General features: G+C 72.7%; 17 protein-coding genes. 14 read left to right on the top strand and 3 right to left on the bottom strand.

Annotated elements, in window-relative coordinates:
* The first annotated feature begins 82 nt into the window (after nt 1-82).
* The 6 genes from ACYVMZ_RS26045 to ACYVMZ_RS26020 all read left to right on the top strand — a co-directional run bounded on the left by ACYVMZ_RS26045 (nt 83) and on the right by ACYVMZ_RS26020 (nt 5786).
* Nucleotides 83-412, top strand: a complete 330-nt coding sequence (locus ACYVMZ_RS26045; RefSeq protein WP_461083695.1) for a hypothetical protein — start codon at nt 83-85, stop codon at nt 410-412.
* A complete protein-coding gene (locus ACYVMZ_RS26040; RefSeq protein WP_461083693.1) occupies nt 402-920 on the top strand; it encodes a hypothetical protein in 519 nt (172 codons plus the stop codon). Before ACYVMZ_RS26045 ends, ACYVMZ_RS26040 begins: the two co-directional genes overlap by 11 nt.
* A 404-nt stretch (nt 921-1324) precedes the next feature.
* Nucleotides 1325-2482, top strand: coding sequence for a flavodoxin-dependent (E)-4-hydroxy-3-methylbut-2-enyl-diphosphate synthase (ispG, locus tag ACYVMZ_RS26035; protein ID WP_461083691.1), 1158 nt, complete (start codon nt 1325-1327; stop codon nt 2480-2482).
* Between the two features lie 120 nt (nt 2483-2602).
* On the top strand, nt 2603-3451 hold the full coding sequence (locus ACYVMZ_RS26030) for a GNAT family N-acetyltransferase (RefSeq protein WP_461083689.1): 849 nt from the start codon (nt 2603-2605) through the stop codon (nt 3449-3451).
* Between the two features lie 27 nt (nt 3452-3478).
* The gene (locus tag ACYVMZ_RS26025; protein ID WP_461083687.1) at nt 3479-4012 is read left to right on the top strand and encodes a GNAT family N-acetyltransferase; all 534 of its coding nucleotides are present in this window, start codon (nt 3479-3481) and stop codon (nt 4010-4012) included.
* 73 nt (nt 4013-4085) lie between these two features.
* Nucleotides 4086-5786 (top strand): proline--tRNA ligase, encoded by a 1701-nt coding sequence (locus ACYVMZ_RS26020; RefSeq protein WP_461083685.1) that lies wholly within the window; start codon nt 4086-4088, stop codon nt 5784-5786.
* A gap of 32 nt (nt 5787-5818) precedes the next feature.
* Here ACYVMZ_RS26020 and ACYVMZ_RS26015 read toward each other — a convergent pair whose 3' ends face one another.
* The 3 genes from ACYVMZ_RS26015 to ACYVMZ_RS26005 are packed head-to-tail and all read right to left on the bottom strand — an operon-like array spanning nt 5819 to nt 7812.
* Nucleotides 5819-6718 (bottom strand): aminoglycoside phosphotransferase family protein, encoded by a 900-nt coding sequence (locus ACYVMZ_RS26015; protein ID WP_461083683.1) that lies wholly within the window; start codon nt 6716-6718, stop codon nt 5819-5821.
* Between the two features lie 45 nt (nt 6719-6763).
* Nucleotides 6764-7231: a ferritin-like domain-containing protein gene (locus ACYVMZ_RS26010; RefSeq protein WP_461083681.1), complete on the bottom strand. Its 468-nt coding sequence runs from the start codon at nt 7229-7231 to the stop codon at nt 6764-6766.
* Nucleotides 7228-7812, bottom strand: coding sequence for a hypothetical protein (locus tag ACYVMZ_RS26005; RefSeq protein WP_461083679.1), 585 nt, complete (start codon nt 7810-7812; stop codon nt 7228-7230). Before ACYVMZ_RS26005 ends, ACYVMZ_RS26010 begins: the two co-directional genes overlap by 4 nt.
* A 204-nt stretch (nt 7813-8016) precedes the next feature.
* Here ACYVMZ_RS26005 and rimP point away from each other — a divergent pair, with 204 nt between their 5' ends.
* From rimP to ACYVMZ_RS25965, 8 genes are all read left to right on the top strand, one after another.
* Nucleotides 8017-8514 carry a ribosome maturation factor RimP gene (gene rimP / locus ACYVMZ_RS26000; protein ID WP_461083677.1) on the top strand — a complete coding sequence of 166 codons (498 nt, stop codon included), beginning with the start codon at nt 8017-8019 and terminating at the stop codon, nt 8512-8514.
* A gap of 30 nt (nt 8515-8544) precedes the next feature.
* The gene (gene nusA, locus ACYVMZ_RS25995) at nt 8545-9531 is read left to right on the top strand and encodes a transcription termination factor NusA (RefSeq protein ID WP_461083675.1); all 987 of its coding nucleotides are present in this window, start codon (nt 8545-8547) and stop codon (nt 9529-9531) included.
* A 90-nt stretch (nt 9532-9621) separates the two neighbouring features.
* The gene (locus ACYVMZ_RS25990; RefSeq protein ID WP_461083673.1) at nt 9622-9918 is read left to right on the top strand and encodes a YlxR family protein; all 297 of its coding nucleotides are present in this window, start codon (nt 9622-9624) and stop codon (nt 9916-9918) included.
* A 148-nt stretch (nt 9919-10066) separates the two neighbouring features.
* Nucleotides 10067-13114: a translation initiation factor IF-2 gene (infB, locus tag ACYVMZ_RS25985; protein ID WP_461083671.1), complete on the top strand. Its 3048-nt coding sequence runs from the start codon at nt 10067-10069 to the stop codon at nt 13112-13114.
* A gap of 400 nt (nt 13115-13514) precedes the next feature.
* Nucleotides 13515-13808 carry a DUF503 domain-containing protein gene (locus ACYVMZ_RS25980; RefSeq protein ID WP_461083669.1) on the top strand — a complete coding sequence of 98 codons (294 nt, stop codon included), beginning with the start codon at nt 13515-13517 and terminating at the stop codon, nt 13806-13808.
* Nucleotides 13809-13863: 55 nt separating this feature from the next.
* Nucleotides 13864-14316 carry a 30S ribosome-binding factor RbfA gene (gene rbfA / locus ACYVMZ_RS25975; RefSeq protein WP_461083667.1) on the top strand — a complete coding sequence of 151 codons (453 nt, stop codon included), beginning with the start codon at nt 13864-13866 and terminating at the stop codon, nt 14314-14316.
* Entirely contained in the window at nt 14313-15218 is a 906-nt protein-coding gene (truB, locus tag ACYVMZ_RS25970) for a tRNA pseudouridine(55) synthase TruB (RefSeq protein WP_461083665.1), read from the top strand. The genes rbfA and truB overlap by 4 nt, the downstream gene beginning before the upstream one ends.
* Before the next feature lie 279 nt (nt 15219-15497).
* Nucleotides 15498-18992 carry a trypsin-like peptidase domain-containing protein gene (locus tag ACYVMZ_RS25965; RefSeq protein WP_461083663.1) on the top strand — a complete coding sequence of 1165 codons (3495 nt, stop codon included), beginning with the start codon at nt 15498-15500 and terminating at the stop codon, nt 18990-18992.
* Nucleotides 18993-19057: the final 65 nt, after the last annotated feature.

Raw genomic sequence — 19057 nt, 5'->3', positions numbered from 1 at the left:
CCCCCGCAGCGTGACTCCCCGGGGCGGAGCAGTGCTCCGCCCCGGGGAGCCCGTCACCGACCTACGGAAACAGGACATGGTCATGAGTGGTATGACAGGATTCGTCCGCTCGGGGTCCCTGGGCGTGGCCATAGCGGTGCTCGACGACGGCAGCGGGGACTGCGACCCCAACGACGAAGTGCTCGTCGGCGCCCCGAACTGGGCCACAGCGGCGCGGCTCATGCGCGAGCGGGGCTATCGGCACGTTCCCAGGCAACCCGACCGGCTGAAACCGGCGCCGGACGCGGTGGCTCTCGCGGTGAGCACTCCCGGAGTCGTCTACCGGCGGAAGTGGGCATCCGAAGACGCATGGCAGCCGATCGTCGGCGAAGAAGCCGCGGACGCGCGGAAGGACAGGTCCCATGGACGTTGAGGCGTCGCTCGCGCAACTGGTGTCAGCCCTGCGCACCCACGCCGACACCGTGTCGTCGTCCGACGCCACGGAGCATGCGCTGCGAGAGGCGTCCGAGGCCGTCCGTGCGGCAGCGCGGAGATACTCCGAGAGCTCGGCCACCGCGTCCGGGGGAGACGGGCCGTTCTACGACCTGGAACTGCTGTCCGACGACGCGCCTGAGGGCGACGACGCCGACGCGTTCGCAGCTGCCGGTACCGGCGACTGCCTCAGGGTGTCGGGGACGTGGGACTTCCTGGTCACCGACCGGGAAGCGTGGACCCGGTATGTGGCCCGGCGGCTGGACGGCATCGGCGCGGCTCAGGACGTGCGCCTGTCCGGGGACCCCGCTCAGGCCGCGGCGGCGCTCCTGGAGTTCGCCGGTCCAGGGACCTGCCTCGACGACCACGGACTCGAGTGCGTGGGAGACGAATGGTCCGTGGCGGACAGCCTCGACCCTCTGGGGGAGCGGGAGGAGCAGCTCCCCTGAGACCCTCCGCCGATCCGAAGCTCAGGGGCGGCGACCGTTCCGCCCGGTGACCTGCCGGAAGCGGCGAGGGAATCAGCAGAACTCCTCGCAGTACAGCAGTGTCCGGCCCTCCGCAGACGAGAACTCGTACGCCTTGTATGAGTGCGGCTCCGGGGAGTCGAGCCGGCCCTTCAGGCTGACCCATGCATGAGAGCAGTGTGGCAGGAGCCGACGTGCCCCGACGGCGGGAACCATGTCTCCCACCGGTGCCGGGGTGGAGCCTGTGCGGGCCGGCGAGGCCGCGCCTGTGCGGCGACCCTTCAGGGCGTCGTGTGCTTCCGTTCACCTCCGTGCCGTAATCTCGAGGGTCGGAGCCCGCTGCCTACGGGACCGGACTTGATCCACGACATGGGGTTGCACAGCAGATGACTGCGATTTCTCTCGGCATGCCGTCCGTTCCGACCAAGCTCGCCGAGCGCCGGAAGAGCCGGCAGATCCAGGTCGGATCCGTGGCGGTCGGCGGAGACGCCCCTGTCTCGGTGCAGTCGATGACCACGACCCGGACGTCCGACATCGGCGCCACGCTCCAGCAGATCGCCGAACTCACCGCCTCCGGCTGCCAGATCGTTCGCGTGGCCTGCCCCACCCAGGACGACGCCGACGCCCTGCCGATCATCGCGAAGAAGTCGCAGATCCCGGTGATCGCCGACATCCACTTCCAGCCGAAGTACGTCTTCGCCGCGATCGAGGCGGGCTGCGCCGCGGTCCGTGTGAACCCCGGCAACATCAAGAAGTTCGACGACCAGGTCAAGGAGATCGCCAAGGCGGCCCGCGACCACGGCACGCCGATCCGCATCGGCGTCAACGCCGGCTCCCTGGACAAGCGCCTGCTCCAGAAGTACGGCAAGGCCACTCCCGAGGCCCTGGTCGAGTCCGCCCTGTGGGAGGCGTCCCTCTTCGAGGAGCACGACTTCCGCGACATCAAGATCTCGGTCAAGCACAACGACCCGGTCGTGATGATCGAGGCGTACCGGCAGCTCGCCGAGCAGTGCGACTACCCGCTCCACCTCGGCGTGACCGAGGCGGGCCCCGCCTTCCAGGGCACGATCAAGTCGGCCGTCGCCTTCGGTGCCCTGCTCTCCCAGGGCATCGGCGACACCATCCGCGTGTCCCTGTCGGCCCCGCCCGCCGAGGAGGTCAAGGTCGGCATCCAGATCCTGGAGTCGCTGAACCTCCGCCAGCGCGGCCTGGAGATCGTCTCCTGCCCCTCCTGCGGCCGCGCCCAGGTCGACGTCTACAAGCTCGCCGAAGAGGTCACCGCCGGCCTGACCGGCATGGACGTCCCGCTGCGCGTCGCCGTCATGGGCTGCGTCGTCAACGGCCCCGGCGAGGCCCGCGAGGCCGACCTCGGCGTCGCCTCCGGCAACGGCAAGGGCCAGATCTTCGTCAAGGGCGAGGTCATCAAGACCGTCCCGGAGTCGAAGATCGTCGAAACCCTCATCGAGGAGGCCATGAAGCTGGCCGAGCAGATGGAGAAGGACGGCGTGGCCTCCGGCGAGCCCGAGGTGTCGGTCGCCGGCTGACCGTCCCACCGGCCACAGCGGCCGCGCCTGTCCTACCGCGCCGTCCCCGGGGGCGGCGCGGCACATTTTCGGCAGGTACAGTGCGGAGATCAGCAGACCCCAGTGTGTGAGGCCCCGCACGTGTTGACGCAGACCACCTCCCGGGTCCTCGAACCGAGCGACCTGGACGCCGCCCTCGCCGTCCTCGACCGCGAGCCGGTCGCGAACGCCTTCGTGACCTCCCGGGTCCAGGTCGCCGGCCTCGACCCGTGGCGGCTCGGCGGCGAGATGTGGGGCTGGTACGAGGACGGCATGCTGACGTCCCTGTGCTACGCGGGCGCCAACCTGGTCCCCATCTGCGCCACCCCGCGCGCCGTGCGCGCCTTCGCCGACCGCGCCCGCCGCGCCGGCCGCCGCTGCTCCTCCGTCGTCGGCCCCGCCGAATCCACCGCCCAGCTGTGGCGCCTCCTGGAACCGCACTGGGGCCCGGCCCGCGAGGTCCGCCGCCACCAGCCCCTGATGGTCACCGACCGCATGCCCGACGACATCGCCCCGGACCCCCACGTCCGCCGCGTCCGCAAGGACGAGATGGAGACGATCATGCCGGCGTGCGTGGCGATGTTCACCGAGGAGGTCGGCGTCTCCCCGCTCGCCGGCGACGGCGGTCTGCTCTACCAGGCGCGGGTGGCCGAACTCGTCGGCTCCGGCCGCTCCTTCGCCCGCTTCGACACCGACGGCAAGGTCGTCTTCAAGGCGGAGATCGGTGCCGCGACGGACCGCGCCTGCCAGATCCAGGGCGTGTGGGTGGCCCCGGAGTACCGGGGGAGGGGCCTTGCGGCCCCGGGCATGGCGGCCGTGCTCCGGTACGCCCTGGCCGATGTGGCGCCGATGGTGAGCCTGTACGTGAACGACTTCAACACGGCGGCGAGGCGGGCGTACAAGAGGGTGGGTTTCCAGGAAGTGGGAGCTTTCATGAGCGTGCTCTTTTAAGCAAAACCCCCCTGTAGGCTCCCCGCCATGGACTTCGTGATCGGCCCACTCGACCTCACAACCCACGTCGACGAGGCCCTCGCCGTCCAAGCCGTAGCCTTCGGTCTGGGCCCCGACGAGGTAGCCGTACGCCGCCAGATCGTCCTGCGCCACATGACCTATCCGGGCGCCCGCGCCCTCGGCGCCACCACGGCCGAAGGCCGCCTCGTGGGCTTCGTCTACGGCATGCCCAACGACCGCACCCACTGGTGGTCCACCGTCGTGGAGCCGTACCTGCGTGCCCAGGGGCACGAACACTGGCTCGACGCCTCCTTCGTGATCACCGAGCTCCACGTCCACCCCGGCTACCAGAACCGCGGCATCGGCCGCTCCCTGATCACCACGATCACCGACAGCGCCGCCGAACCCCGCTCGATCCTCTCCGCGATCGACACCGAGAGCCCCGCCCGCGGCCTCTACCGCTCCCTCGGCTACGTGGACCTCGCCCGTCAGGTCCTGTTCCCCAGCGCCCCGATGCCGTACGCCGTGATGGGCGCCCACTTGCCGCTGCCACGCGCTTAACCGATTTCCACCGGGATGGCCCGCCCGGCTAACCTCCTGCCATTCACCCTTACGCAGCAGGAGCAGAAGAGCCATGGCGAACGTACCGGTCCAGCGCATGTCCCAGTTGATGGCGAAGACGTTGCGCGACGACCCGGCGGACGCCGAGGTCCTCAGCCACAAGCTGCTCGTCCGCGCCGGTTACGTACGCCGTACCGCCGCCGGGATCTGGACCTGGCTGCCGCTCGGCAAGAAGGTCCTCGCCAACGTCGAGCGCATCGTCCGCGAGGAGATGGACGCTATCGGCGCCCAGGAGGTGCTGCTCCCCGCCTTGCTGCCGCGCGAGCCGTACGAGGCGACCGGCCGCTGGGACGAGTACGGCCAGGAGCTGTTCCGCCTCAAGGACCGCAGGGGCGGCGACTACCTCCTCGGCCCCACCCATGAGGAGATCTTCACGCTGCTGGTGAAGGACCAGGCGTCCTCCTACAAGGACCTGCCGGTCATCCTCTACCAGATCCAGACCAAGTTCCGGGACGAGGCCCGGCCCCGCGCGGGCATCCTGCGCGGCCGCGAGTTCCTGATGAAGGACTCCTACTCCTTCGACCTGGCCGACGAGGGCCTCGCCGAGTCGTACGCCCTGCACCGCCAGGCCTACCAGAAGATCTTCCAGCGTCTCGGCCTCGACTACCGCATCTGCGCCGCGACCGCCGGCGCCATGGGCGGCTCCAAGTCCGAGGAGTTCCTCGCCCCGGCCGAGGCCGGCGAGGACACCTTCGCGGACTGCCCCCACTGCGACTTCGCCGCCAACACCGAGGCGGTCGCGTACGAGCTCAAGCCCGTCGACGCCTCGGACGTCCCGGCCGCCGAGGACATCCCGACCCCCGACACCCCGACCATCGAGACCCTCGCCGCCTCCCTCGGCGTCCCGGCCTCGGCGACGCTGAAGAACCTGCTGGTGAAGGTGGACGGCGAGATCGTCGCCGTCGGCGTCCCCGGGGACCGCGAGGTCGACATGGACAAGGTCGAGGCGCGCTTCGCCCCGGCGGTCGTCGAGATGGTCACCGAGGAGGACTTCGCGGGCCGCCCCGACCTGGTCCGCGGCTATGTCGGCCCGCAGGGCCTGGAGAAGGTCAGGTACATCGCCGACCCGCGCGTGGCCCCCGGCACCGCGTGGATCACGGGCGCCAACAAGGCCGACACGCACGCCAAGAACGTGGTCGCGGGCCGCGACTTCGAGGTCGACGAGTACGTCGACGTCGTGGTCGTCCAGGAGGGCGACCCCTGCCCGAAGTGCGGCACCGGCCTCAAGCTCGACCGCGCCATCGAGATCGGCCACATCTTCCAGCTGGGCCGCAAGTACACCGACGCTCTCAAGCTCGACGTCCTCGGCCAGAACGGCAAGCCGGTCCGCGTCACCATGGGCTCCTACGGCGTCGGCGTCTCCCGCGCGGTCGCGGCGCTCGCCGAGCAGACCGCCGACGACAAGGGCCTGAGCTGGCCCAAGGAGGTCGCCCCGGCCGACGTCCACGTGGTCGCCGCCGGCAAGGCCCTGCAGACCGAACTGGCCCTGGACGTCTCCGAGAAGCTGTCCGCCGCCGGTGTCCGGGTCCTGGTCGACGACCGGGCCGGCGTCTCCCCGGGCGTGAAGTTCACGGACGCCGAGCTGATCGGCGTACCGCAGATCCTGGTGGCCGGGCGGCGCGCCGCCGAGGGCGTGGTGGAGCTGAAGGACCGCCGGACCGGCGAGCGCGAGGAAGTGACGGTCGAGGAGGCCCTCGCGCGCCTCACCGCATAGGCAGCCGGGGGGGCGGGTGCGGAACGTGTCGCTCAGAGCCAGCCGGCGAACTCCAGCAACAACTCCGCGTCCCGCTCCCGCCCGACTCGCCGCGCCCGCACACCCGACTCCACCGCCCTGAACAGCGTCCAGCCGCGCAGCCGCTCCTGGTCCACGTCCAGCGACTCCGCGAGCCGCTTGATCCGCCGGCGGGTCGTCGCGGCGCCGGACGGCTGGGCGATCAGGTCCTCCACCCGGTCGCGGACCAGCCGGGCCAGGTCGAAGGCGCACTCGCCGACCACCGGGTCCGGACCCACCGCGAGCCACGGCATCCGCTCCCCGGCGAGCACCTTGCTCTGCCGGAACGTGCCGTGCAGCAGCCGGTGTTCGGGCGGCGCGGCCACCAGCTCCTCGCGCGCCGCGAGCGCCGCTTCCACCAGCGGCGCGACCTCCGGGGCCGTGCCGGCGCTCGCCCGCATCGCCTCGGCCTGCCGCCCGGTCCGCTCGGCCACCGTCTCGAAGACGTGGTCTCCGGGCGGCTCCACCCACAGCCGGCGCAGCGTCCCCGCCGCCTCCAGCAGCGCCTTCGCCTCCGGCAGCGACCGCACCGACACATCCGGATGCAGCCGCTCCAGCAGCAGGACACCCTCCGTCACGCAGGGCTCCAGAAGCTGTACGGCACCCCGCCCGCCCCAGTGCGCCAGCGCGGCCCGCTCGCTCTCCGGACGGGCCCGGCGCGGGGCGAGCTTCAGCACGGCGGGCGTCCCGTCGGGCCTGCGCACCAGCACGACCAGGCTGCTGCGCCCGCCGGGCACCTGCACCCGCTCCACGGTCAACTCGCGTAGCGCCACGACCTGCTGAGCCAGCCCGGGCAGCTTGTCCAGCCAGTCGTCACCTTCCGGTGCCGTCTCACCGAGCGCCCTGACCAGACGCTGCGGCGGTTCGAAAACCATGCGCGAGTCGTTCCCTTCGTGCTGTCCGCGTGCGTGCCGTACGCCTCACCCCGTCGGCGCCGCCGCTCCCGACGGGGCACCGGGCGCCCGCTCGGCGAGCCCAGGGAAGGCTACGCTTCCGCCGCGCCAGCGCACCGCCCGCACCGCCGCCTCCCGCAGCGCCTCGGCGGCCAAGGCCCGCCGATCGCCCCCGGAGGCGCGCACCAGGTCGGCGTACACCCCGGCCACCCGGTCCTCCAGCACGGCGGCCAGCCGGACGGCCGCGGCCGGGTCCGGCACCGGGAAGGGCAGCGCGTACCCGGCGGCCGCGGCGACCGGCCTGCCGCCCAGGTCCGTCACCTCGCGCACCAGCGCGTCCCGGCGCGCCCGGTGCGCGTCGTACGCCGTCCGTGCCTCGGCGCGCCGCTTCGGGTCGATCCGGCCGCCGACGACGCCGTACCCGTACACCGCCGCGTGCTCGGCCGCCAGGGCCGCCTGGAGCGCCCGCAGCTCCTGCTTCTGCGCCTCGCTCACCCGTCACCCTCCGTCAGCAGATACATGTGCGCCGCCCCGGCCGCCGCCACCGAGGCCAGCAGCCGCGCCAGCTCGCCCGGCATCTGGAGCAGCTCCCTGGTCCGCCGGTCGGCGAGGTCCCGCTCGGCGGCGGCGAGCGCGGTGAGCGCGTCCTTCTCGTTCCCCGGGGCGATGATCGAGGGGGAAACGGCAGGCGAACGGGAGCCGGAAGACGCAGGCGAGTCGGAAGGCGAAGGCGAGTCGGAAGGCGAAGGCGGGTCGGAAGACGCAGGCGCCGGGGACGCCTCGCCGGCCCCTCCGAACGCCGCCACGTGCCGGACCACCTCCGCGCGCAGCGGCCGCAGCCGCTCGGCCAGCCCCGGGTGGGCGGCGATCACGGCGTCGTACTGCTCGACCATCCACGCACTGTCCCGCGCCGCACGCGCGCGTGCCCGGTCCGCGAGAGAGGGACGGCCGCCGGTGCCGTCGGAGTCCCCGGCGCCGGCGGAACAGCCCGCCAGGACGACGGCCGTCGAGGTGACGGCGAGCAGGCTCCTTCTGCGCGGCCCCGAGCGGGCGCGCGGCGATGGGGGGAACGGCACGGCAGACGTCCTTGGGGCTCGTACGAAAAGAAGGCGACGGGAAGGGCTGCACGCCCGGTGATCACGGTACCCGGGCCCTTGCCCGGCACCACTCATCGGCACCGTCCGCGACCGGGTGGACGGCAACACACCCTGCGACCGGATACCCTTTGACCAGACACGCGACCATCCCACAACAGCACACGCGGCCGAGGAGTCACCCGGATGAGCACCACCCAGAGCGAGAGGCTGCGAGAACTGCTGGAACCGCTCGTCACCTCCCAGGGCCTGGATCTCGAAGAGATCGCAGTGGACTCGGTCGGACGCAAGCGTGTGCTGCGCGTCGTCGTCGACTCGGACACGGGCGCGGACCTGGACCAGATCGCCGATGTGAGCCGCACGCTCTCGGCGAAGCTCGACGAGACGGACGCGATGGGCGAGGGGGAGTACACCCTCGAGGTCGGCACCCCGGGCGCGGAGCGCCTCCTCACGGAGCACCGGCACTACGCACGCGCCACCGGCCGGCTGGTGAAGTTCCAGCTGAGCGAGGGCGCGGAGCTGGTCGCCAGGATCCTGAAGGTCGACGACGACGGAGTCGACCTCGAAGTGCCCGGAGTCAAGGGCCGCAAGGCCACGGCGCGCAGACTCGCCTTCGACGACATCAGCAGGGCGCGCGTCCAGGTCGAGTTCAGCCGCAAGGACAACGAGCAGCCCGCCGAGTAGGGCCGTCAAGAAGGAAGAGGAGGCGTAGCCGTGGACATCGACATGAGTGCCCTGCGGGGCTTGGTACGGGAGAAAGAGATCTCCTTCGACCTGCTGGTCGAGGCGATCGAGTCGGCCCTCCTCATCGCCTACCACCGCACCGAGGGAAGCCGCCGGCACGCGCGCGTGGAGCTCAACCGGGAGACCGGGCATGTGACCGTGTGGGCGAAGGAGGACCCCGAGGACCTGGAGGAGGGGCAGGAGCCCCGCGAGTTCGACGACACCCCGTCCGGCTTCGGCCGTATCGCCGCCACCACGGCCAAGCAGGTCATCCTGCAGCGCCTGCGCGACGCCGAGGACGACGCGACGCTCGGCGAGTACGCCGGCCGCGAGGGCGACATCGTCACCGGCGTGGTCCAGCAGGGCCGCGACCCGAAGAACGTGCTCGTCGACATCGGCAAGCTGGAGGCCATCCTGCCGGTGCAGGAGCAGGTCCCGGGCGAGACGTACCCGCACGGCATGCGGCTGCGTTCGTACGTCGTCCGCGTGGCCAAGGGCGTGCGCGGACCGTCCGTAACTCTGTCCCGTACGCACCCCAATCTGGTGAAGAAGCTCTTCGCCCTGGAGGTGCCGGAGATCGCCGACGGATCGGTGGAGATCGCCGCGATCGCCCGTGAGGCCGGTCACCGCACGAAAATCGCCGTCCGGTCCACCCGCTCCGGCCTGAACGCCAAGGGCGCCTGTATCGGCCCCATGGGCGGCCGGGTGCGCAATGTCATGGCCGAGCTGAACGGTGAGAAGATCGACATCGTCGACTGGTCGGACGACCCGGCCGAGATGGTGGCGAACGCGCTGTCACCCGCGCGGGTGTCGAAGGTGGAGATCGTGGACATGGCCACCCGCTCCGCGCGCGTGACCGTGCCGGACTACCAGCTGTCCCTGGCGATCGGCAAGGAGGGGCAGAATGCCCGGCTTGCTGCCCGTCTGACCGGTTGGCGCATCGACATCCGCCCGGACACGGAGCAGGCCGGGGAATAGATCCAGGCCGCAGTTCGCTGAGATCACGACAACGGCCGTTCGATTCCTGCCCCACAGGGGTGAGGAGCGTACGGGGAGGTAGACTTAACAGTGTCTGGCCGGACGCGTGCCCGAGCATGCCCTGAACGCACCTGTGTGGGGTGTCGGGAGCGAGCGGCCAAGACTGATCTGCTGCGGATCGTGGCGATCGAGGATGCATGCGTCCCTGATCCTCGCGGTACGCTGCCCGGCCGGGGTGCTTACGTACACCCCGCTCTGGTCTGTTTCGACCAGGCGGTACGCCGCCGGGCGTTCACGCGGGCACTGCGCGCCCCGGGAGCGCTCGACACAAAGGCGTTGCGCCGATACGTCGAGCAGACGACAGTTGCTGAGCAGGCAACACAGTAAGACGTGCCGTACGGAACCCCGTGCGGTTTAGGTACCTCGCGAGTCGAAAGCAGGTCGAGATTGCGATGAGCACTCGATGAGTACGCGATGAGTACGCCCATGAACTAGCGACGGTCCGGAGTTCACCCCCGGACCTCAAAGGAGCGAAGTGGCTAAGGTCCGGGTCTACGAACTCGCCAAGGAGTTCGGTGTCGAGAGCAAGGTCGTCATGGCCAAGCTCCAGGAGCTCGGTGAATTCGTCCGTTCGGCGTCTTCGACGATTGAAGCGCCCGTAGTACGCAAGCTGACTGACGCCTTCCAGGGCGGCAGTGGCAACGGCAAGTCCGCTGCCAAGCCCGCGGCCCCCAAGAAGGCCGCCCCCCGTCCCGCAGCGCCTTCGCCGGCCTCTCCGGCGCAGGCGGCACGTCCGGCTGCCCCGAAGCCGCCGGCCGCACCCAAGCCCCCGACGGCGCAGCAGCCCGCTGCCCCGTCGTCTCCCGCGCCGGCTCCCGGTCCGCGCCCGACGCCGGGCCCCAAGCCCGCGCCGCGCCCGGCCCCGGCCGCGCCCGAATTCACCGCGCCGCCCTCGGCTCCGGCTCCGGCCGCGTCGCCGAAGCCCGCCTCCCGTCCCGGTGCCCCCAAGCCCGGTGGCCGTCCGGCCCCCGGCCAGGGCCAGCAGGGGCAGCGCCCCGCTGGGCAGGGCGGGCAGCGCCCCGGCGCTCCCGCGCCGCGTCCGGGTTCCCGTCCGGCCGGTCCGCGCCCGGGCAACAACCCCTTCACCTCCGGTGGCTCCACCGGCATGGCGCGCCCGCAGGCGCCCCGTCCGCAGGGTCAGCGTCCCGGTGGCGGCCCCGCCGGCGCCGGTCCCCGTCCGCAGGCGCCCGGCGCCCAGGGCGGCGGTCCGCGTCCGCAGGCTCCGGGCGGCTCCCGCCCGACCCCGGGCTCGATGCCGCGTCCGCAGGGCGGCGGCCCGCGTCCCGGTGGCGGTCCCGCCGGTCCGCGTCCCAACCCCGGCATGATGCCGCAGCGTCCCGCTGCCGGCCCGCGTCCCGGCGGCGGCCCTGGTGGCCGTGGTCCGGGCGGTGCGGGTCGTCCCGCCGGCGCCGGTCGTCCCGGTGGCGGTGGCGGCTTCGCCGGCCGTCCCGGTGGTGGCGGCGGCGGTGGCGGTCGTCCCGGTGGTGGCGGCGGCTTCGCCGGCCGTCCCGGTGGCGGTGGCGGTGGCGGCTTCGGTGGCGGCGGTGGCCGTCCCGGCTTCGGCGGTCGTCCCGGCGGTCCGGGCGGTCGCGGTGGCACGCAGGGCGCCTTCGGTCGCCCCGGCGGTCCCGCGCGTCGTGGCCGCAAGTCGAAGCGGCAGCGCCGTCAGGAGTACGAGGCCATGCAGGCCCCGTCGGTCGGCGGCGTGATGCTGCCTCGCGGCAACGGCGAGACCATTCGCCTGTCGCGCGGTGCGTCGCTCACCGACTTCGCGGAGAAGATCAACGCCAACCCGGCGTCCCTCGTCGCGGTCATGATGAACCTGGGCGAGATGGTCACGGCCACGCAGTCCGTCTCGGACGAGACGCTGCAGCTCCTGGCCGACGAGATGAACTACACGGTTCAGATCGTCAGCCCGGAGGAGGAGGACCGCGAGCTCCTCGAGTCCTTCGACATCGAGTTCGGCGAGGACGAGGGCGACGAGGAGGACCTGGTGGTCCGCCCGCCGGTCGTCACCGTCATGGGTCACGTCGACCACGGTAAGACCCGCCTGCTGGACGCCATCCGCAAGACGAACGTCATCGCGGGCGAGGCCGGTGGCATCACCCAGCACATCGGTGCCTACCAGGTCACGACCGAGGTCAACGAGGAAGAGCGGAAGATCACCTTCATCGACACCCCGGGTCACGAGGCGTTCACCGCCATGCGTGCCCGTGGTGCGAAGTCGACGGACATCGCGATCCTCGTGGTCGCGGCCAACGACGGTGTGATGCCGCAGACGGTCGAGGCCCTGAACCACGCCAAGGCGGCCGACGTGCCGATCGTGGTCGCGGTCAACAAGATCGACGTCGAGGGCGCCGACCCGACCAAGGTGCGCGGTCAGCTGACCGAGTACGGCCTGGTGGCCGAGGAGTACGGCGGCGACACCATGTTCGTCGACATCTCCGCCAAGCAGGGTCTGCACATCGACGCGCTGCTGGAAGCGGTCATCCTGACCGCCGACGCCTCGCTCGACCTGCGGGCCAACCCGAGCCAGGACGCGCAGGGCATCGCGATCGAGTCCCGCCTGGACCGCGGCCGAGGCGCTGTCGCCACGGTTCTGGTCCAGCGAGGCACGCTCCGCGTCGGCGACACGATGGTCGTGGGCGACGCCTACGGCCGCGTCCGCGCCATGCTCGACGACAACGGCAACAACGTCGCCGAGGCGGGCCCGTCCACGCCGGTCCAGGTGCTGGGTCTGACCAACGTCCCGGGTGCCGGCGACAACTTCATCGTGGTCGACGAGGACCGTACGGCCCGTCAGATCGCGGAGAAGCGTGCCGCCCGCGAGCGCAACGCGGCCTTCGCCAAGCGCACGCGCCGCGTGTCGCTGGAGGACCTGGACAAGGTGCTGAAGGCCGGCGAGGTCCAGCAGCTGAACCTGATCATCAAGGGCGACGCTTCTGGTTCCGTCGAGGCCCTCGAGTCCTCCCTGCTCCAGCTCGACGTCGGCGAGGAGGTCGACATCCGCGTCCTGCACCGCGGCGTGGGTGCCGTCACCGAGTCGGACATCGACCTGGCGATGGGTTCGGACGCCATCGTGATCGGCTTCAACGTGCGCGCCGCAGGGCGTGCGCAGCAGATGGCCGAGCGCGAGGGCGTGGACGTCCGGTACTACTCGGTCATCTACCAGGCGATCGAGGAGATCGAGGCGGCCCTCAAGGGCATGCTCAAGCCGGAGTACGAGGAGGTCGAGCTCGGTACGGCGGAGATCCGCGAGGTCTTCAAGTCGTCCAAGCTGGGCAACATCGCGGGTGTCCTCATCCGCTCCGGCGAGGTCAAGAGGAACGCCAAGGCGCGCCTCATCCGCGACGGCAAGGTGGTCGCGGAGAACCTCACGATCGAGGGTCTGCGTCGCTTCAAGGACGACGTCACCGAGATCCGCGAAGGGTTCGAGGGCGGTATCAACCTCGGCAACTTCAACGACATCAAGGTCGACGACGTCATCGCGACGTACGAGCTGCGCGAGAAGCCGCGGGCGTAACACGGTGGTGCGCCGGCCGAGAGGAGTCGCCTCCTCTCGGCCGGCGCACCGTCGTGCCGGGGCAGCTGTCCCGGGTCCCGCGTCGACCCGCCTGGGACGTGCCGGCCGGTTCTGCGAGGCGTCTGCCGGCAGGGCCATCGGTTCGTGCGCTGTCCTCTGGAGGGGCTGACGGGTCCGGGGCGGAGCCCCGGAGCGGGACCTACCGCCGATTCGGGTGGGTGGGCGAGCACCCGCTGGGGAGCCCCAGGCGGCGGTTGCCTCCCGGCCGGCCGTGTCGGGTGGGGGCCGGGCAAAACCCGATCGAGCCACCGGGCAGGTTCGTTGTACCGTTCTTGATGTCCCTGCCCACCCAGATGGCAGGGCCATCGATCCCGTACCGGCGGGTCATCCGGTTTGACACATGTACGTGGGGACGCTGTCCTTCGACCTTCTCCTCGGTGACGTACGGTCGCTGAAGGAGAAGCGCTCCGTCGTCCGCCCGATCGTCGCCGAGCTCCAGCGCAAGTACGCGGTGAGCGCGGCCGAGGTGGACCACATCGACCTCCACCGGCGAGCCGGCATCGGCCTCGCCGCGGTCTCCGCCGACGCGGGGCACCTGACCGACGTACTCGACCGGTGCGAACGGCTGGTCGCCGGACGCCCCGAGGTGGAACTGCTGTCCGTCAGACGGCGCTTCCACGGCGACGACGACTGACCATCCAGGCCCCAGGCCAACGAACGCAGAAGAAGAAAGAACGGGAGACGGACCAGTGGCCGACAACGCGCGGGCTAAAAGGCTGGCGGACCTCATCCGAGAGGTGGTGGCCCAGAAGCTGCAGCGCGGGATCAAGGACCCGCGGCTCGGCTCGCACGTCACCATCACGGACACCCGGGTGACCGGCGATCTGCGGGAGGCGACCGTCTTCTACACCGTGTACGGCGACGACGAGGAGCGGCAGGCCGCGGCCGCCGGTCTGGAGAGCGCCAAGGGCATCCTGCGCTCGGAGGTCGGCCGCGCGGCGGGCGTGAAGTTCACGCCGACCCTGACCTTCGTCATGGACGCCCTCCCGGACACCGCCCGGACCATCGAGGACCTCCTCGACAAGGCCCGCCAGTCCGACGCGAAGGTGCGCGAGGCGTCCGCGGGCGCGAAGTACGCCGGTGACGCCGACCCGTACAAGAAGCCGGGCGAGGACGACGAGACGGACGACACCGCCGAATGACCCACAAGCACACCACGCCCGACGGCCTCGTCATCGTCGACAAGCCGTCGGGCTTCACTTCGCACGACGTCGTCGCGAAGATGCGCGGCATCGCGCGGACGCGGCGCGTCGGGCACGCCGGCACGCTGGACCCCATGGCGACAGGCGTCCTCGTCCTCGGCGTCGAGAAGGCGACCAAGCTCCTCGGCCACCTCGCGCTGACCGAGAAGGAGTACCTGGGCACCATCCGCCTCGGGCAGAACACGGTCACGGACGACGCGGAGGGGGAGATCACCTCCTCCACTGACGCCTCCCAGGTCACCCGTGACGCCATCGACGCCGGCATCGCCAAGCTGACCGGCGAGATCATGCAGGTGCCGTCGAAGGTCAGCGCCATCAAGATCGGCGGCGTGCGCTCCTACAAGCGGGCCCGGGACGGCGAGGAGTTCGACATCCCGGCCAGGCCCGTCACCGTGTCGTCGTTCGGCGTGTACGACGTCCGCGACGCCGTCGCCGAGGACGGCACGGCCGTGCTCGACCTGGTGGTGTCGGTGGTCTGCTCGTCCGGCACGTACATCCGGGCCCTGGCCCGCGACCTGGGCGCCGACCTCGGGGTCGGCGGACATCTCACCGCCCTGCGCCGCACCCGCGTCGGGCCGTACCGGATCGACGCCGCCCGGACCCTCGACCAGCTCCAGAAGGAGCTGACCGTGATGCCGATCGCCGAGGCGGCCGTGGCCGCGTTCCCCCGGTGGGACGTCGATGCCCGGCGGGCCCGTCTGCTGACCAACGGCGTACGGCTGGAGATGCCCGACGAGTACGCCGGTTCCGGTCCGGTCGCCGTCTTCGGTCCCGAGGGCCGCTTCCTCGCCCTGGTCGAGCACCACCGGGGCAAGGCCAAGAGCGTCGCCGTCTTCACCTGACGGCCTGCACCGCTCTGATGGTCGTGGCGGGCGGTGGACGTCCGCCCGTGGAGCGGCGGTTCACAGGGAACTGCGATGCCGCCGCTCCACGGTCCCCCCTCGGTTCCCCCACCCCTAGGGTGTATCCACCCGCCCCCGTTCGTTCACCCGTCCGTGCAGGCGCTCGGAGTGAACCGGGGGAGCGGAAGGGGGCGCGTTCGCGACGTCATCTGCCCCGCTGATCATCCCGCCCGTACCGTCGAGGACGAGGGCACGGATGTACGGCGGGGAGGTCCGGCAATGGTGTCGCGGAACCGGTCCCGGGAGACACACGAGAGCGCACCGGGATCCTGCGAGGCGCCCGACGGCGCGCCAGGGTCCCGGGAGGCGCCCGACGGCGTCCTCGTCCGCATCCACGACCTGGCCGGCCGTCCGCGCGGCACCGGCTTCGTCGCCGACCACCACGGCACGGTGATCACCAGCCACGAAGCCGTCGACGGCCTGTCCCGGCTCGTCCTGCACGCCGCCGGGGACCGCCAGTGCGTCGTGACCGCCGACGCCGTCACGCCGCTGCCGGGGCTGGATCTCGCCGTCGTCCGTACCGAAGGTCTCGGCGTCCCACCGCTCCCCGTCACCGTGCGGGACCGGATCGAGACGGGCACGTATGTGCGGATCGCCGCCGGGTGCTGGCGCGAGGCCCGCGTGCTGGGTACGACCGCCGTGACGTACCCGGCCACGGACCGCTCCCGCTCCCTCGACGACGTGCTGGAGCTGGCGATCGGCACGGCGGGCCGTGACGCGCTGCGGCTGGGCGGCGGCGCGGCCGGCGGTCCCGTGCTCGACGCCGCGACCGGCACCGTCATCGGTGTCCTCGGCACCGCGCTCAGGGCGAGCCACGGCGACGTCGGCTTCGCCGTACCGCTGCTTCCTCGGTTTCTCGGCCTCGCCCGGCCGGAGGGGGCCTCCCTCGCCGGGGGCGGAACGCTCGCCGAACTGCTCGCCGAGAACGCGGCGACGGTCCCCGCGTACGGCGCCGACCTCAACCTCGCCGGGGTGCTGGAGCTCACCGCCACCTCGGTGGGGCAGGACGGGCCGACAGAGCTCGCCGGAGTGGAACCGGTCGAACGGGCCGCGACGGCGGCGGAGTTCGCCGCGTTCACCCAGGGCCCGGCGGCCGTGCTCGGCCTCGTCGGGGCGCCCGGCAGCGGTCGTACGACGGAACTGGCGGTGCTCGCCGCCCGCCGCGGCCGCGGCGGGGAGCCCACGCTGTGGCTGCGCGGCGCCGAGCTGCGCGACGGCGACGGGTCGGTGGCGGACGCGGCGCGCCGGGCACTGGAGCGGGCCGCCCGTATCGTGGCCGCCTCGCGCGCACCGTTCCCGGCCGGCCTCGGCGACACCGGCCCCGAACGCCTCGCGCACCTCGCCCGCGCCGCCGGGCACCCCCTGCTGCTCCTCCTCGACGGACCGGAGGAGATGCCGCCGTTGCTTGCCCACCGGCTCGCCGAGTGGACCGACGGGACGGTGCGGTGGCTGCGGGAGACGGGGGCACGGCTGGTGGTGGCGTGCCGGGAGGAGCACTGGGAGAGCGCGGGGGCCGAGTTCCCGGCGGAGCTGTTGCACGGCGGGGACCGGGCAGCGGGCCCCGACGGCCTTCCCCCGTGCGTGTACCTCGGTGATCTCACGGCGGCTCAGGCACGGGAGGCCCACCTCCGGTACGGCCTCCCGCAGGGCGCCCTCGTCGACGCCGACGCCCGGCACCCGCTCACCCTCCGGCTGCTCGCGGACGTCCGCGCCGCCCTGGCCGACGCCCCCGGCGCCCCGGGCATCCGCGTCGACCGTAACGATGTCTTCTCGGCCTACCTGGACCTGATGTGCCTGCGCATCGCGGTCCGGCTCGCCGCCGAGAACGGGCTGCGCGGCACCGCCGTGCGCCGGCTGGCCGCGAAGGTCGCGGGGCAGGTCCACGAGGCCGCCCGGCGCAGCCTGGGCCCGGGGCAGGGGGAGCTGGACCGGGAGTCGTTCGAGGCGGTGTTCCCGTGGGGGCCCGCCCCGGCGCGGCTCGGCGGCGGCACCGGCTGGGCCTCCGCCGTCCTGACCGAGGGCCTGATCGTCCCCGCCGGGACCGGCTACCGCTTCGCCCACGAGGAACTCGCCGACTGGATCCACGGCATGCACCTCGACCTCGACGAGGCGCTGCTCGCCCTGGTCCACCGCCCCGCGCACGCGGACCACGCCGTGCCCGTACCGCACCACCGCATCGGCCCCGTCGTCGAGGCCCTGCTGCTCCTCGCCCGCCAGCACGGCACCGGCCACCTCGCCTCCCGTCTCGCCGACCTGGTGCAGGCCCTGGACGCCGACCCGCACTCCTGGTGGGCCGCCCGGCTGCTTGCCCGGACCCTGACGCGGGTGCCGGACGCGACGCCGTACCTGGGCGTGCTGGGGCTGCTCGCCGACCGGATCGTGGCCTGGCGGCGGCGGGAGGGGGCCGTGCCCGGGGAGTTCGGGCCCGCCTTCTGGACCGCCCTGCCCGTGGCGGCGGACGCGCGCTTCGCGCTGCTGCGCCGTTTGGTCCTGGCCGACGGTCCGCCGTGCGAGGCCGGCCCGCGTTACCTCGACGCCGTAGCACGCCTTCTCGCCGCCGACCCCACCGCCGTCCAACGGCATCTCGCCCGCTGGCTCGACGACGAGCGGCCGCTGCCCGCCACCCCGCACGCCACCGTCGCGGCGGCCGCGCAGGCGCTGCTGCACACGCACCGGCACCGCGCCCTGGATGACCTGACGGAGGTACTCGTCCACAGCGGACACCGGCGGGCCGGTCAATTGCTCGAGGTGCTGGCGGAGGAGGAGCCGTCCGCGGTGTGCCGGGCCGTCGGCCGGTGGGCGCACGACGAACGCCCCGCCCGCCGAGCGGCGGCCCCGGCGTACGGGCTGCGGGCCGCACCGCACGTCCGTGGCGAGGCCGACGGCGCCCTGCTGCGCCACGCCGCCCTCGCCCTGCTGGCCCGCCCCGCCGACCACGCCCTGCACGGCGGCGCGCTCGCCCTCCTGGTCCGCGACCCCCTCACCCGCGCCCGGTATCTCCCGCAGGCGCTGGAGCACTTCGCGGCGGGCGACCCGTATCTGGCGCCGAGCGTGGCGGCCGACGCGCTCGGCGGCCACCCGGAGCCGGCCCTCGACGCCTTCCGGGCACGGCTGGGCCGCCCGGACGCCGGGGAGGCCCTGCGGGCGCTCGCCGACGCCACCACGCCCGGCCTGGCCCCACGCGTCGCCGCGCTCGTGGGCGAGGCCGTGGCGCGGCGGCCGGAGCTCGCCGGGCAGGTGGCCGCGTACGTCGACCGGCGCCTCGACCAGGGGCCCGCCGCCCGGGCCGTGCTCCTGCCCCTGGTCACCGGGCTGCTGGACGGCGGACCGGAGCCGCTGCGGGCCGCGCTCGCCGGCGTACTCGGCGACCCCGGCGCCCCGGACGCCGGCCCGCTGCGCCGCGAACTGCGCGACCTCCTGCTGGCCCGTGAGCAGGACCCCGCCGTCCTGGACGCCCTCCTGCGCGCCGCCGCGCGGACCGGCGGCGACGAGCTCCGCGCCCTCGTCCACCGCCTCGGCCGCCTGCTCGTCCGCACCCCGGAGGGTGCCGCCCGCTTCGACCGCGCCCTGGTCGACCTGGGCCGCCACGTCCCCGGCTTCGCCTCCCGCGTGACCGGCTGGCTGGCCGAGGCCCCGCAGGAGTGGGCGGTGCTGGTGGGACCCAGCGCCTGCCGGACGCTCGAGAACCTGGCGGGGGTCCGGGTCCTCGCGTGAACCACCCCCGTACCGGGCTGTCTGTGTCCCCGGCACCCTGGCCCGCCGTGCGTGCACCCCGTCAC

The sequence above is a fragment of the Streptomyces deserti genome, assembly GCF_054782695.1.
This window is presented reverse-complemented; position numbering and strand designations above follow the sequence as displayed.